This window comes from Colwellia sp. BRX8-4 (genome assembly GCF_014077345.1).
GTDB lineage: Bacteria > Pseudomonadota > Gammaproteobacteria > Enterobacterales > Alteromonadaceae > Colwellia_A.
The window spans coordinates 26,313-42,637 of record NZ_JACGVS010000028.1 but is presented as its reverse complement, the minus strand read 5'-3'; the positions used below and the strand labels follow the sequence as shown (position 1 = coordinate 42,637).

The following is a 16,325-nucleotide window of genomic DNA, read 5'->3' as shown; positions in this document are numbered from 1 at the left end:
GATGTAGATAACTTATCAAAACAGCTCTTTCGTGGTTCGTTTTGACTGAACCCCTTGGAACTGGAGCGCATTCTAGACATTTCTCGCTGGGCGTCAACCCTTTTTTGTAATAACTTTGAAATAAACGTTTGTTCGCTTATTTATCGAACAATTTAGCTAATATACGCGCTAGCTTCGCTAATTTTATTGATACGGTCTGCTTTAATCGCCTCATTATCGCTATATTGATCAACAAGCAATATCCTACTTTTTATACCAGCACGCTCAGCAGCCTGCATATCTGATACTTTATCACCAATAAAAATACTCTTTGCCAAATCAATGTCATGCTTTTTAGCAGCTGATAAAATCATACCAGGTTCTGGTTTTCTACAATCACAGGCCACCTTGTATTCACCAACGCCTTTATCTGGATGATGAGGGCAATGATAGACATCTGCAATTACGATCCCTTTCGATTTAAATTGCTTTACCATCCACAGAGTCAGTTGATTAAATTGCTCAACAGTATATTTGCCTCTAGCAATACCCGATTGGTTAGTAATGACAAATATTTCATAACCTTTATTGTGCGCATCCAAACAAACAGTAAAGATATCTTCGACAAATTCAAATGCTTCTTTTTTATAAACGTAACCATGGTCAACATTGATAATGCCGTCCCTGTCTAAAAACAGTGCTTTTTTCATAGTTAATTTCTTTTGACTCAGCGGCTAATGATAGGTTTTTTGATAGATTAATTAATTAAGCCATCGCTCTTAAATATTTTGCTGCACGAATTAACAAATGATTTGCAGCATAGATATCTAAGAACGACATTTTGCTCAATATCTGCTGTTAATAAACAGCAGATAATTGTTACATGCAAAGACCGCCATCAATTTCTACGACACGGCCGGTAAAAAACTCATTTTCAAAAATATACTTTACGGTGTGAGCAATTTCATCTGCTTCACCTAAGCGGCCAACAGGTTTCATTTTTTCTAAACGGTCACGCATTTCTGGTTTCATCGCATCAGTCATTGCGGTGCGAATAACACCAGGGGCAATAGCACCAACGCGAATACCATGACGCCCTAACTCGCGCGCCCAAGTAACGGTCATCGCGACAACACCCGCTTTAGATGCAGCATAATTGGTTTGTCCCATATTACCGGCTCTTGCGATGGACGACATATTAATAATGACACCTTTACGTTTACCTTCAATCATGTGAACAGCAGCTTCGCGACCACATAAGAAAACACCCGTTAAATTAACATCGATGACTGATTGAAACTGATCCAATGACATTTTCTTAGCAACGACTCCATCTTTAGCTTTAACGAACATACCGTCACGTAAAATGCCGGCATTGTTAATTAAGCCGTCGATACCCGAAAAATCATCATTAATCTGGCTAAAAATAGCTTCTACTTCACTTTCATTGGTGACGTTGGCTAAATAATACTTTGCCGATGAACCTGCTGCTTCAATAAGTTTTACTGTTTCTTGTAGTAACGTTTCATTTAAATCGATTAACGCTAATTTAGCACCATTCGTTGCTAAGCTAATAGCCATAGAACGTCCTAGGCCTTGTCCACCGCCGGTGATGACGATAACTTTATCATTCAAATCCATTGTTTTTCCTTTATCTCTATTATATTTTTTCGTTGATAGCGCTAAAAAACCAATCAACTAATTTATGGTCAACATCACTAATATTTGAAAAAGCCCAATTTGGATTTTTGTCTTTATCGACTAATAATGCCCTAATACCTTCGCGAGCTTCAGTATACTGACAACAACGAAGGATTAAATTTAACTCTGAAGTAAAACATTCACTCAAACTTAGCGTTTTAGTCGTTTGTAACTGCCTATATATAATACAAGCACTCAATGGGCTACCCGCCAGTAATTTGTTTTTTGCCTTATTCAGCCAATTATTGTCTGTTTGTACATTTAAAATCGCTGTGTGTATATCAGCAATATTATCGAAAGCTAATAATTTTGCTATAGCCACTTCATTGTTTTTTACCTCATTGGGTAAATGGTGTTCAAAACGGTTCGAAAACTCGGTCAATGCTTGCTTTAGCAGAGAGTGATTTCGATTATTGTCTTGCCAGTCAACTGTTAGTAAGTGATCAAAAACACCATTTTTAGATGAACTATCAATAATATAATCCGACAAGCCAAGATAATTAGCATCTACGGCATTAAACACAGCACCGGTGATCCCTAAAAACAAACCAAGATCTTCTGGTGTTTTATTTAAAAACCAACTCGACCCTACATCAGGAAATAGCCCTATTGATACTTCTGGCATTGCCATCAAAGTGCGCTCTGTGGTTACACGATGACTGGCACCAGCAAATAAACCTATGCCGCCGCCCATGATATAACCATCTCCCCAGATCATAATGGGTTTATTAAAATTATGAATTAATTGGTCAAGTACATATTCTTCACTAAAAAATTCATTAGCGAAGCCTGATGTAATGACATCATCATCTATTGGTGTGTCTAGTTCGTGTAAATAGTGATACAGGCTAACAACATCTCCACCAGCACAAAACGCTTTTTCACCCGCGCCCTGTAAAATAACCATCGCGATATTGTCATCTTGCTGCCAAGACGACAGTTTTTTGGTTAACAGCTTAATCATCGAAAGATTTAATGCATTAAGCGATTTAGGCGCATTAAGTTCTGCTATAGCTATCAGTTTATTATTATTGCTGCTTAACTCTTTAAATATCACATCTGTCATTTAATTTAGCTCCGATTTTTTACGGGTTAATGTTCTCTTTGATAGCTATTTAAAGACTAGCATCAATCGCTACGACAGTTCGTCCGGTAACCGTGCCATCGACGTAAGCGTCAAATGCATTCCCTAAGTCTCGAAATTCAATGGCCGTAGGAGAAATCAGATCAAGTTTTGTTGGTTTTAAATCTGTTGCTAATCTTTTCCATCCTTGCGTGCGCACTGAAAGTGGCATTTCGACTGAGTTAATACCAAGTAGGCTCACGCCTCTTAATATAAAGGGCATAACAGTGGTCTCTAATTTGAAGCCACCGGCTAAACCAATTGAAGCAATATTTCCCCAAACATGAGTGGTGCGTGTTAACCAAGCTAACGTTTCACCGCCAACACTATCGACCGCCCCACCCCACTGTGCATTTTCTAGCGGTTTGCTGCCCATTTCAATATCATGACGACTAATAAGCTTAACCGCACCGAGCGCTTTTAAATAATCTTCTTGTTCTGTTTTACCCGTAAAAGCAATCACTTCATAACCAATATTTGACAGCATATTAATAGCAAAACTACCAACACCACCGGTAGCGCCAGTGACGACAATAGGACCTCGCTCTGGAATTTGACCATTATCTTCCATACGCTGAATAGCAAGAGCGGCAGTATATCCTGCGGTACCGAGTGCCATCGCATCACGTAAACTCATGCCTGTTGGCAATGCCACGACTGAATCTGCTTTTACCCGCGCATACTCACTGTAACCACCATCATAGAGTTCAGATAATTGTGCGCCGCAAACCAGCACTTTATCGCCGGCTTCAAACCTGTCATCAACAGAGCTAACCACAACACCCGACAAATCAATACCGCCTACTAAGGGATAAGTACGTAAGATTCTTCCTTTCCCTGTGGCAGCTAGAGCATCTTTATAATTAATGTCTGAATAGGCGACTTTAATAACCACTTCACCTGCGGTTAAATCATCAATACCAACTTGCTCAAACCCACTGGTGATTTTTTTCTTATCACCCTCTTGTATTTGATGAATACGAAAAGCCGTAAATTTTTCTGGTACTTGCCTTAACTCCGTGATCAACGTTGACATAATTATTCCTATTCAATTATCTAAATAAAGGTGTATGAAGAATTAACATCAAAGCATAAGTAGTGCACAGGCACTACTTTACTCTAATCTAATAAACTGACTATCTACTAGTGTTACATATTGCGACGATATTGACCGCCTGCTTCAAATAACGAACTAACAATTTGCCCTAAAGAACAAACCTTACAAGCATCCATCATTAATTCAAAAATATTTTCATGATTAATGGCGGCTGTTTGTAAACGCTTAAGTAAGACTTCTACTTCTGCTGCATTAGCTTTGTTTAAACTCGCTAACATATCAATTTGATAAGTTTTTTCTTCTTCGGTAGCGCGAATAACTTCTTCAGGCACAATCGTTGGCGAGCCCGTTGAACTAAGGAAAGTATTTACACCTATAATAGGATATTCACCTGAGTGCTTTAAATGCTCGTAATACATACTTTCTTCTTGAATTTTACCACGCTGATACATAGTTTCCATGGCACCAAGTACACCACCACGTTCGTTAATACGATCAAATTCAGTTAATACCGCATCTTCAACTAAGTCAGTTAACTCTTCAATAATGAACGCGCCTTGAATAGGGTTTTCATTTTTAGAAAGTCCTAATTCACGGTTGATGATTAATTGAATCGCCATCGCACGACGAACACTGTCTTCGGTAGGCGTAGTAATAGCTTCATCATAAGCATTAGTATGCAAAGAGTTACAGTTATCGTTTATCGCATAAAGTGCTTGTAATGTGGTACGAATATCATTGAAATCAATTTCTTGAGCATGCAATGAACGACCTGATGTTTGAATATGATATTTCAACATTTGTGCACGAGCATTGGCACCATATTTATTCTTCATCGCTTTTGACCAAATACGACGAGCCACTCGGCCAATGACAGCGTATTCTGGGTCGATACCGTTTGAGAAGAAAAACGATAAGTTAGGACCAAATTCATTAATGTCCATACCGCGGCTTAAGTAATATTCAACAAAAGTAAAACCGTTTGCCAACGTTAACGCCAATTGAGTGATCGGATTCGCACCAGCTTCTGCTATATGATAGCCAGAAATAGACACTGAATAGAAATTACGCACACCTTTTTCAATAAAGTACTCTTGCACATCACCCATTAAACGTAGGGCAAATTCAGTGGAGAAAATACAGGTATTTTGCGCTTGATCTTCTTTTAAAATATCGGCTTGTACCGTGCCACGCACTAGCGTTAAGGTTTTAGCTTTTATCGCTTGATATACCGCTGGAGGTAAAACTTGATCGCCAGTAACACCAATTAACATCAAACCTAAACCGTCGTTGCCATCGGGTAATTCACCTTGATAGCTTGGACGTTCACAGCCTTTGTCTTTATAAATTTTAGCTATGGTTGCGGCTACTTCTTTTTCCAAACCATTTTCGGTAATAAAACGCTCACATTGTTGATCGATAGCGGTATTCAAGAAAAAACCTAACAACATCGGCGCAGGGCCATTAATGGTCATGGAAACTGACGTCATCGCATGGGCTAAGTCAAAACCAGAATACAGTTTCTTGGCATCATCTAAACAACAAATAGAAACGCCGGCATTACCTATTTTTCCATAAATATCAGGACGAATAGCTGGATCGTTACCGTATAGGGTCACTGAATCAAATGCTGTTGATAAGCGTTTAGCCGGCATACCTTTTGAAACATAATGAAAACGACGGTTGGTTCTTTCTGGGCCGCCTTCACCCGCGAACATACGTGTTGGGTCTTCGCCTTCACGCTTAAAGGGGAATAAACCAGCGGTATACGGAAATTCACCCGGTACATTTTCTTGTAAGTTCCACTTTAAGATATCGCCCCACCCCTGATATTTAGGCATACTAATTTTAGGGATATCGCTACCAGAAAGTGATTTTGAATGAGTGGCTATCGACAGTTCTTTGTCTCGTACTTTAAATTTAAATTCAGGGTCTTTATAACGCTGAACTTTAGTCGCCCATTGCTCGAGTAATAATTTGTTTTTAGGGTCTAAGTCTAATTCGACTTGAGTATAAAGCGCTTCAAGTTGCGTCACTAAATCAGCAGAAACCACCGTTTCAGTGTCTTTTGCCGTTTCAATCGCCTGATGAATACCATAAAGTTTTTGTGCAACCGTTGTTTGTTTTTCAACCCAAGCATCATAACCGCGATTACTTTCTGATATTTCAGATAAATAACGAATACGATTACCTGGGATCACGCTACTTTTATTGGCTAATGTGCCTTCGGTAGAGAGAATATCGCCAACAATTAAGCCCGCTTTAGTGTTTAATGCTGTGATCACCGCATTATATAATTCGGTCATACCACGGTCGTTAAATTGTGAAGCTATCGTGCCGTAAACGGGTACTTCATCATCACCGGCTTCAAACATGCCACGGTTACGTTTATATTGTTTTTTCACGTCACGCAAGGCATCTAAAGCGCCCCGTTTATCAAATTTATTGAGCGCAATAATATCAGCAAAATCGAGCATATCGATTTTTTCTAATTGTGTTGCCGCGCCGTACTCTGGCGTCATCACATATAAAGAAACATCGGAATGTTCTTCAATTTCGGTATCTGATTGACCAATACCCGAAGTTTCTAGAATAATTAAGTCGAAATCGGTCGCTTTTAAAATTTCTAAAGTGTCATTAACATAAACAGACAATGCCAAATTTGACTGACGTGTGGCTAACGAACGCATGTAAACGCGATCATTGTTTACCGCATTCATACGAATTCGGTCACCGAGTAATGCACCACCGGTTTTACGCTTAGACGGGTCAACCGAAACAATGGCAATTTTGCTGTCTGCTGTTGCCATTAAAAAGCGGCGAATTAATTCATCAACTAGCGAAGATTTACCTGCACCACCGGTACCGGTAATACCTAATACCGGTGTTTTACTTGCTGAAGCAATTTTACGAATTTTCTCTAAATCGGCTTTATTTTCTTTTGGCGCATTTTCAGCCGCTGAAATTAAACGCGCAATCGCTTGTTTGTCATTTTTCTTTAAATTAGCAACATCGTCTTTTTTAACATTGACGCCAGTTTTAAAATCACAGCGCTCTAACATGTCATCAATCATGCCTAATAAACCCAGTGCACGGCCGTCATCAGGAGAATAAATACGGGTAATACCATAATCTTGTAGCATTTTAATTTCGTCAGGTAGTATCACGCCACCGCCGCCGCCAACGATACGAATATGTTCACAACCTCGTTCTTTAAGTAAGTCGTACATATATTTAAAATATTCGTTATGCCCACCTTGATAAGAAGTCATCGCAATAGCATTAGCATCTTCTTGAATCGCGGTATTAACCACTTCTTCAACACTGCGGTCATGGCCCAAATGAATAACTTCAGCACCACTTGATTGTAAAATTCGGCGCATAATATTAATCGCAGCATCGTGCCCATCAAAAAGTGATGCGGCAGTGACAATTCTAATTTTATTCTTGAGTTGGTATCTTTCAGTTGTCATTTTGAATTCTCTTTTATTAACTTACTCACCATTATAGGTGTAATATTTGTAGGTGTAATTTTTGGTGCTGAATTGCTATTTAAATTTTTTATTAATAATATTAAATCATAAAGAAAATGGTATTAACATTGATTTTATTGCTAATTTGATGGACTATCTTGTTATGGAATAAAAACGCGTAGCTTATTAATTATGCTTCAACAATCAAAGTCAGCAAAGCCGATAAAAACAGCAACTATCATTGATGATATTCGTTTACTTATTCCCGTTTTTTTATTGAAAAAATTGCAAGTTCATCCGCTAACCTCCAGTCTTTATCCATTATCGCTTGGGAAGCATTCAGATATTTCTTATCAAATAAATAAAAAAAACAGTGACCATCACAGCTTACTTTATTGTCAATCAACTAGCGCAACTCTAGACTATAAAAACAAAGTTAGAGAAGTTAAATCGGGCGATCTTGTTATTATACCAGCCAATGCGAGTTTTAAATTTACCGCCATTAACAGAGAAAATAACAGTGAAATTAAAAACAAGTCAGGAAAAGTCTATTGGTTAAATTTTAAAGGCGATCTCGCCAGTAATTTTGCCGAACGTTTATTAATGAAAATGGATGATGGCCTCGCACACGTCGGGAATGTAGATGAAGTGATCCGAGATTTTGACAATTTATTAGCGCTAGGTCGCCGCGGCTATACCGCTACTAATGTTATTCACGCGGTACATATTTTACAGCAAACCTTAAGCTTTTTAGCATTACAGTTGCGTTTAACTGACTTTAATAAAAGTTCTACTTTTGATATTGATGCGGTCGAACGTTTAATGCGCAATAATCTTCATCAAGAATTGAGTTTGGATACATTAGCGCATTACAGCCAGCTATCTAAATTTCATTTTTCAAAGAAGTTTAAAGAACTCACCGATACATCACCAATACAGCACTTTATTAATATGAAAATTCAACGCGCCTGCTCTGAGCTTGATAATAGCTCACAGACTATTAAAGATATTAGTGAGGGCTTGGGATATAGCGACCCTTACTATTTTTCACGCCTGTTTAAAAAATCGCTAGGAATGTCACCAAAGCAATATCGTGACTCTCGTCACAGTGCTTAAAAAAATAACTAGCAGTACGAGTATTAGCAATTTATTTAGCCAATAGCTAACTGTTGACCACAATAGCAAAGCGTTAACTATAGTAGTCTAATTTTACTCACCTTCATTTATAACGGCGTTGATGATACCTTTATCATATAATTGCTCGTTAAAAGTAAATAATCATTGCCTGCTATACTCAAGGTTACGCGATAACATCATCTATACTTAACTTTTAACCCGCTATTTAATACTCACCACTTAATATCACTTAATCTATGCTATTTAATTTCACTGACTTGTCTAGCGTTAAAAAGGAAATCAATATGGATATCAATACGGCAAAATCGGTTTTACAAAATACCTTTGGTTACGCTGACTTTCGACATCAACAAGCGAAAATAATTAGTGAATTAATCAGTGGCGCAGATGTTTTTACGCTTATGCCAACCGGTGGTGGAAAGTCATTATGTTATCAAATACCAGCGATAGTCCGTGATGGCGTAGGCATAGTGGTGTCGCCACTAATAGCGTTAATGAAAGATCAAGTTGATGCGCTAAAACTACAAGGCGTAAAAGCAGAGTTTTTAAATTCGTCGCAGGACCATGAAGAACAAAATCGTGTCGAGCAGCTAATAAGATCAGGCAATGTCGACTTATTGTACGTTGCGCCAGAGCGACTATTGAGTGATTATTTTCTAAACCTTATTGATAATATTACCATTGCACTCTTTGCCTTTGATGAAGCACATTGTGTTTCACAATGGGGTCACGATTTCAGACCTGAATACCAACAACTGTCCATTATTAGCCAGCGATATCCCCACACGCCTAAAATTGCCTTAACAGCGACAGCGGATATGAAAACGCGAGATGAAATTGTTCAAGTATTAAATTTAACGGCTGCTAAAATCTTTGTTCATAGTTTTGACAGACCCAATATTCAGTATCGGATCAGTGAACAAAAAAATAACAAAGAACAGCTCCTTAAATTTATCAATACCGAACATAACAATGATGCCGGTATCGTTTATTGTCTTTCAAGAAAATCTGTTGAGGCCACAGCTCAATGGCTGAGTGAACAAGGAAAAGTTGCTTTGCCTTATCATGCAGGTTTGGCCAATAATATTAAAGATAGCAATCAACAACGTTTTCTCAGAGAAGACGGCATCATAATTGTTGCCACCATTGCCTTTGGTATGGGTATTGATAAGCCCGATGTTAGGTTTGTTGCCCATTTAAATTTGCCTAAAAGTATTGAGGCCTACTACCAAGAAACTGGCCGAGCAGGCCGTGATGGTATGCCCGCCAATACTTGGTTAGCGTATGGCATGCAAGATGTTATTAAGCTAAAACAAATGACAAGTCAAAGTACTGGTAATGAACAGTTCAAGTTTATAACTCAACGTAAAATTGATGCCCTGCTTGGTTATTGCGAAGTGTGCTCTTGCCGCCGGCAAGTATTACTCAATTATTTTGGTGAAACGTTAGCTGAGCCTTGTGGGAATTGTGATAACTGTTTGAATCCCCCCATAACATGGGATGGCACTGCTGCCGCTAGAAAAGCACTTTCAACCGTTTATCGAACGGGCCAAAGATTTGGCGTAGGCCATCAAATTGATGTCTTGCTAGGTAAGCAAACCCCTAAAGTTATCCAGGTCAACCACCAACAACTTTCTACCTATGGTATTGGTAAAGAGCACAAAGCAGAGGAATGGCAAACGGTGTTTAGGCAACTCATTTCAATGGGATATTTAGCTGTAGAAATGGAATATGGCGCTTTAAAACTTACTGAAAAATCTCGACCTTTATTAAAAGGCGAACTGACCATACAACTCAAAGTAAAAGAATACGGTAAGGCGAAGCTTGCGCGAAAATCAAAACAACCTAATGCCAGCAATTTATCAGCACAAGAAGAAACCGTATTTGAAAAGCTCAAGCAACAAAGAGCATTATGGGCAAAAGAGAGAAATGTACCATCATTCGTTATTTTTCATGACGCTACCTTAATGGATATAGCCAGAGCTAATCCCAAAAACTCAACGCAACTATTAAACGTTAATGGTATAGGTAAAACAAAACTTGAGCTTTATGGTGAAAAAATTATCGCACTACTTCACTAGCTAAAACCCTTGTCTTTGTTCAAAATACCTCTGTGCAATCAATCGAACATTAATAAAAAAGCCGCAATGACTTAACATAGCGGCTTTACAAATTTAATTTTTATCAGCATGACCTGAAAATAACAGCGAACTTAATGGTCTAAAACATTTCAACCGCAATCGCTGTAGCTTCACCACCACCAATACAAAGAGAGGCTAAACCTTTTGATAAACCTTTGTTTTTCAATGCATGGATTAACGTTACCATAATACGAGCACCACTAGCACCTAAAGGATGACCCAGTGCACAAGCGCCACCATTGACATTGACTTTTTCAACATCTAAGGCTAATTCTTTAATCGCTAACATGGTAACCATGGCAAATGCTTCATTAATTTCCCATAGATCAACATCTGCAGCCGTCCAGTTTGCTTTTGCTAAAACTTTATTCATTGCGCCAACGGGTGCTACCGTAAATTCTTCAGGTTTTTGTGCATGCGTTGCATGAGCAACAATTTTACATAAAGGGCGTAGACCACGTTTTTCTGCTTCTGACTGTTTCATCATCACTAATGCCGCAGCACCATCTGAAATAGAGCTAGAGTTTGCAGCCGTAATAGTCCCGTCTCTTTTAAAAGCGGCACGTAATGAAGGTATTTTATCAGGGCGGGCATTACCCGGCTGTTCATCTATTGCAAAGACAGAGTCGCCACGACGAGATTTAATCGTTACTGGCGATATTTCATTTTCGAAAGCACCGGCAGCAATCGCTGCATTGGCACGTGCTAATGAGCGAATAGCATATTCATCCATGTCTTCACGAGTAAACCCAGCATCATCGGCAGTTTCTTGTGCGAAACACCCCATAGCTATACCATCATAGGCATTTTCTAAACCATCAGTCATCATATGATCAAGAATTTGACCATGTCCCATTTTTATACCACTGCGACCTTTAGGTAAAAGGTGCGGTGCATTAGTCATGCTTTCCATACCACCGGCAACAGCAACATTAATAGAGCCAGCCATCAGTGAATCATGTGCTTGCATTGCAGCTTTCATTCCAGAGCCACAGACTTTATTAATGGTGGTACAAACTGTTGATAATGCCAAATCAGCCGCCAAAGCTGCTTGACGAGCAGGCGCTTGTTTTAAACCTGCAGGCAATACACACCCCATGATTACTTCATCAACTTGATCGTTAGCAATATTTGCCGCAGCAAGTGCGCCGCGTATAGCCGTTGCGCCTAAGTCAGGTGAAGTTACAGCAGATAATCCGCCCATAAAACCACCCATAGGGGTTCTAGACGCTGAAACAATAACAATAGGATCTGTAGTAGACATGAAAGCTCTCCGAGATAAAAATAAAAAGGGATAAATTAATGATTAACACCATAACTTATATTTGACGTTTACGCCAACGTAAACTTTAATAGTAAGGACACAATTATAGCCAATTTATATAGTAACGATTTTAACTGAGCGGGTAAATTATTGACGGGATATTTATTAGCAGCTTGATGAAAAAAGCTCTTACTTTACGTTAACGTAAACTTCCTGTAAGGTGAGTGCATAACATAAATGTAGAGTTTTTCATGGCAGAATTAAAAGCACGGACTTTTTCAATCAGCGATCTTTCTAAAGAGTTCGATATTACGACTCGCAGTATTCGTTTTTACGAAGATCAAGGCTTGCTTGCCCCGACTCGCAAAGGACAAACTCGAATTTATAACCAAAGAGATAAAGTTCGACTAAAGTTAATTCTACGCGGTAAACGCTTGGGGTTTTCATTAGCCGAAACCGGTCGCATCTTTGAATTATACGATTTAGACAATACCAGCGCCAGCCAATTAAAACTGATGATGGATATTATTGAACAAAAAAAATCAGACTTACATCAACAACTCGACGATATAAAAGTGGTGTTGATGGAATTAACAAATTTAGAAGAAAGCTGTTTAGCTACTTTATCAGCTATCGACAATACAAAAACCTAACGCATAACTTTACGTAGCTAACTAAGCTAAGGAAATAACATGATTTCTACTTTTTCATCATTAAACTTTAATCTAGGCGAAACCGTTGAGATGATCCGCGAGTCAGTTAACGCTTTCTCTCGTGACGAAATTGCTCCACGTGCCGCACAAATAGATATTGATAACGAATTCCCAAATGATTTATGGCGCAAATTTGGTGATTTAGGCTTATTAGGCATGACCGTTGACGAAGAATATGGCGGTTCAGGCTTAGGCTATTTAGAACATATGGTGGCAATGCAAGAAATTTCACGTGCGTCTGCTTCTGTTGGTCTAAGTTACGGTGCTATGTCTAACCTTTGTTTAAACCAATTAAACAAAAACGGTTCGCATGAACAAAAAGCTAAATATTTACCAAAACTTTGTAGCGGTGAGCATATTGGCGCATTAGCGATGAGTGAACCTAATGCAGGTTCTGATGTAGTCAGCATGAAATTGCGCGCCGACAAAAAAGGCGACAAGTATATTTTAAATGGCAACAAAATGTGGATCACCAATGGTCCTGATGCCAACGTTTATGTTATTTACGCAAAGACTGATACTTCAGCGGGTTCAAAAGGCATTACTGCTTTTATCGTTGAGCGTGATTACCCAGGTTTTTCTCGTCATCAAAAATTAGACAAATTAGGTATGCGCGGTTCAAACACCTGTGAATTAGTTTTCCAAGACTGTGAAGTACCAGCAGAAAACATTTTAGGTGAAGAAGGTAAAGGCGTTCGAGTCTTAATGTCTGGCCTTGATTACGAGCGTATCGTATTAACCGGTGGACCTTTAGGTATTATGGATGCGTGTATGGACTTAGTTGTTCCTTATATTCATGACCGCAAACAGTTCGGTCAATCCATTGGTGAGTTCCAATTGATCCAAGGTAAAATTGCCGATATGTACACCCAAATGAATGCGGCTAAATCTTATGCTTATTTATGTGCACAAGCGGCTGACAGAGGTGAAACCACACGTAAAGATGCGGCCGGTGTTATCTTAGTTGCTGCAGAACTTGCGACAAAAATGGCCTTAGATGCTATTCAATTACTTGGCGGAAATGGTTACATCAATGAATTTCCAGCAGGTCGTTTGTTACGTGATGCTAAATTATATGAAATTGGCGCAGGTACTTCAGAAATTCGTCGTATGCTAATAGGTCGAGAGTTATTCGCCGAGTCTATATAAGGTTATAACTTGCTACAGCCTCTTGATTTAGAGAGGCTGATGAGAGCCACACTGCTCTTGTTTAGCTCGTAACATTAAAGCTAATGTTCTTACTGATAAAATTCCATAATAAAGGCAAATATCGTGGCTAAAATAATTTCAAAAATCAATGTACGCAGCCCAGAATTCATTGAAAACGCTGCTCATATGCAAGTTCAAGTAGACGATTTAAAAGTAAAGCTTGAGCAAATAAAATTAGGTGGCGGACAGCGCAGCCGTGATCGTCATTTATCTCGCGGTAAATTATTACCACGCGATCGCGTTAATGCCCTACTTGATGCTGGCTCACCATTTTTAGAATTATCTCAACTAGCCGCTTATGAAGTTTATGAAGCAGATGTTCCCGCTGCTGGTATTATCACCGGCATTGGCCGAGTTGGTGGACAAGAGTGTGTTATTGTCGCTAACGACGCTACCGTAAAAGGCGGAACCTATTTTCCGCTAACGGTAAAAAAACATCTTCGCGCACAAACGATTGCCCAAGAAAACAACTTACCCTGTATTTATTTAGTCGACTCTGGTGGCGCTAACTTGCCTAACCAAGACGAGGTTTTCCCTGATAGAGAACACTTTGGTCGCATATTCTTTAATCAAGCAAATATGTCAGCACAAGCCATACCGCAAATTGCTGTTGTTATGGGCTCTTGTACTGCAGGTGGCGCTTATGTACCCGCAATGGCCGATGAATCTATTATTGTTAAAGAACAAGGCACTATATTTTTAGCTGGACCGCCGTTAGTTAAAGCCGCGACTGGCGAAGTCGTTAGTGCTGAAGACTTAGGTGGCGCAGACATACATTGTCGTACCTCTGGTGTCGCCGATCATTTCGCACAAAATGATCATCACGCTTTAGAAATTGCCCGCAGTATCGTTGGTAATTTAAATCGTGTTAAACCGGTAACCATGAATATTCAACCTATTGTTGAGCCCGCTTACGACGCACAAGAAATATACGGTGTGGTACCCAAAGATGCCCGCCAACCTTTTGATATTCGTGAAATTATCGCCCGTGTCGTTGATGGTAGTAATTTTGATGAATTTAAAGCACTTTATGGCACGACTTTAGTGTGTGGTTTTGCACGGATATTTGGCTACCCCGTAGGCATTATCGCCAATAACGGCATTCTCTTTGGCGAATCAGCTCAAAAAGGTGCTCATTTTATTGAATTATGTGCACAACGAAAAATTCCTTTAGTCTTCTTACAAAACATCACCGGATTTATGGTCGGTAAGCAATACGAAGCAGGCGGTATAGCTAAGCATGGTGCAAAAATGGTCACCGCCGTTGCCACGGCACAAGTCCCAAAATTTACCGTGCTAATTGGTGGTAGTTTCGGCGCAGGTAACTATGGTATGTGTGGTCGTGCTTACGATCCACGCTTCTTATTTATGTGGCCAAATGCCCGTATTTCAGTGATGGGCGGTGAACAAGCGGCTGGCGTTTTAGCACAAGTTAAACGTGACCAAAAAGACAAACTCGGTGAACCGTGGAGCGAGCAAGAAGAAGCTGACTTTAAACAACCGATTATTGATACTTATGAGCATCAAGGCCACCCTTACTATGCTTCAGCTCGCTTATGGGATGATGGTATTATTGACCCTGCCGATACTCGTCAAATATTAGGTTTAGCCATTTCTGCTTCGTTGAATAAACCTATTGAGGATACCAAATTTGGTATCTTTAGAATGTAGGGCTGAACAAGATGACACCATTAAAAGAGATCAATACCGGTCAGGTATTATTTAACGTAGACCGTTATGGGGTAGCAACAGTTACCTTAAATAATCCTGACAAGCACAATGCTTTTGACGACAAAATTATCGCCCAATTAACGATGATATTTATCGAAATAGCCCAACGCGACGATATTCACCTGATGATACTCGCATCGACTGGCAAAAGTTTTTCTGCTGGGGCTGACTTAGCGTGGATGAAGCGCATGGCCAGTTACTCATATGAAGAAAACTTACGTGATGCTAACGCGCTTGCTCAGATGTTACATGCACTTAATTTTCTACCGCAAACCACTATTGCACAAATACAAGGTGCTGCTTTTGGCGGCGCAGTGGGTTTAGCCAGTTGTTGTGACATTGTTATCGCCAGCAATAAAGCTAGCTTTTGTCTCAGTGAAGTTAAATTAGGTTTAATTCCTGCGACCATCAGCCCTTATGTCGTCAATGCTATTGGCCAAAAAGCCAGTCGTCGATACTTTCAAACGGCAGAACGTTTCTTTGCAGACAAAGCGCAACAGTTAGGCTTAGTTGATGAGATTGTTTCGTTAGAAGCGTTAGAAAGCACCGTTATTGATATGGTGAGCACAGTATTGAGCAACGGCCCGAAAGCCGTTCGTCAAGCAAAACAACTTGCTTTAGATGTCGCTTATCAAGAAATTAACTTTGATTTACTTAGCATGACCAGTGAACGCATCGCATCAATTCGCGTTTCTGCAGAAGGCCAAGAAGGCTTAACTGCTTTTTTTGAAAAACGACCAGCAAGCTGGCAAAAAGAACCGACGAGTGAAGGATAAAAACATGTCTCAACTAACAAC

Annotated in this window: 12 protein-coding genes; 6 read left to right on the top strand and 6 right to left on the bottom strand. The window is 39.5% G+C overall.

The genetic code is table 11. From position 1 onward, the window contains the following. Positions 1-152 precede the first annotated feature (152 nt). The 5 genes from gmhB to H4J56_RS17485 form a co-directional block, all read right to left on the bottom strand. Positions 153-689, bottom strand: a complete 537-nt coding sequence (gmhB, locus tag H4J56_RS17505; RefSeq protein ID WP_182217466.1) for a D-glycero-beta-D-manno-heptose 1,7-bisphosphate 7-phosphatase — start codon at positions 687-689, stop codon at positions 153-155. A gap of 169 nt (positions 690-858) precedes the next feature. Beyond that, a complete protein-coding gene (locus H4J56_RS17500; RefSeq protein WP_182217464.1) occupies positions 859-1,620 on the bottom strand; it encodes an SDR family oxidoreductase in 762 nt (253 codons plus the stop codon). A 19-nt stretch (positions 1,621-1,639) separates the two neighbouring features. Next, on the bottom strand, positions 1,640-2,746 hold the full coding sequence (locus H4J56_RS17495; protein WP_182217462.1) for an enoyl-CoA hydratase/isomerase family protein: 1,107 nt from the start codon (positions 2,744-2,746) through the stop codon (positions 1,640-1,642). Positions 2,747-2,795: 49 nt separating this feature from the next. Next, entirely contained in the window at positions 2,796-3,839 is a 1,044-nt protein-coding gene (locus H4J56_RS17490; RefSeq protein ID WP_182259668.1) for an oxidoreductase, read from the bottom strand. A 113-nt stretch (positions 3,840-3,952) separates the two neighbouring features. Beyond that, complete coding sequence (locus H4J56_RS17485; protein ID WP_182217459.1) at positions 3,953-7,333, bottom strand: methylmalonyl-CoA mutase family protein; 3,381 nt, start codon at positions 7,331-7,333, stop codon at positions 3,953-3,955. 192 nt (positions 7,334-7,525) lie between these two features. Here H4J56_RS17485 and H4J56_RS17480 point away from each other — a divergent pair, with 192 nt between their 5' ends. Next, the gene (locus tag H4J56_RS17480; protein WP_182217457.1) at positions 7,526-8,449 is read left to right on the top strand and encodes an AraC family transcriptional regulator; all 924 of its coding nucleotides are present in this window, start codon (positions 7,526-7,528) and stop codon (positions 8,447-8,449) included. Positions 8,450-8,754: 305 nt separating this feature from the next. Continuing rightward, positions 8,755-10,551 carry a DNA helicase RecQ gene (recQ, locus tag H4J56_RS17475; RefSeq protein WP_182259667.1) on the top strand — a complete coding sequence of 599 codons (1,797 nt, stop codon included), beginning with the start codon at positions 8,755-8,757 and terminating at the stop codon, positions 10,549-10,551. Between the two features lie 139 nt (positions 10,552-10,690). Here recQ and H4J56_RS17470 read toward each other — a convergent pair whose 3' ends face one another. Then, positions 10,691-11,875 carry an acetyl-CoA C-acyltransferase gene (locus tag H4J56_RS17470; RefSeq protein WP_182217453.1) on the bottom strand — a complete coding sequence of 395 codons (1,185 nt, stop codon included), beginning with the start codon at positions 11,873-11,875 and terminating at the stop codon, positions 10,691-10,693. A gap of 251 nt (positions 11,876-12,126) precedes the next feature. Here H4J56_RS17470 and H4J56_RS17465 point away from each other — a divergent pair, with 251 nt between their 5' ends. The 4 genes from H4J56_RS17465 (at position 12,127) to H4J56_RS17450 (ending at position 16,304) form a co-directional block, all read left to right on the top strand. Continuing rightward, positions 12,127-12,528 (top strand): MerR family DNA-binding transcriptional regulator, encoded by a 402-nt coding sequence (locus tag H4J56_RS17465; RefSeq protein WP_070376356.1) that lies wholly within the window; start codon positions 12,127-12,129, stop codon positions 12,526-12,528. A gap of 39 nt (positions 12,529-12,567) precedes the next feature. Next, positions 12,568-13,737: an isovaleryl-CoA dehydrogenase gene (locus H4J56_RS17460; protein ID WP_182217451.1), complete on the top strand. Its 1,170-nt coding sequence runs from the start codon at positions 12,568-12,570 to the stop codon at positions 13,735-13,737. Between the two features lie 123 nt (positions 13,738-13,860). After that, complete coding sequence (locus tag H4J56_RS17455; RefSeq protein WP_182259666.1) at positions 13,861-15,468, top strand: carboxyl transferase domain-containing protein; 1,608 nt, start codon at positions 13,861-13,863, stop codon at positions 15,466-15,468. Between the two features lie 11 nt (positions 15,469-15,479). Continuing rightward, on the top strand, positions 15,480-16,304 hold the full coding sequence (locus H4J56_RS17450) for an enoyl-CoA hydratase/isomerase family protein (protein ID WP_182259665.1): 825 nt from the start codon (positions 15,480-15,482) through the stop codon (positions 16,302-16,304). The last annotated feature ends 21 nt before the right edge of the window (positions 16,305-16,325 follow it).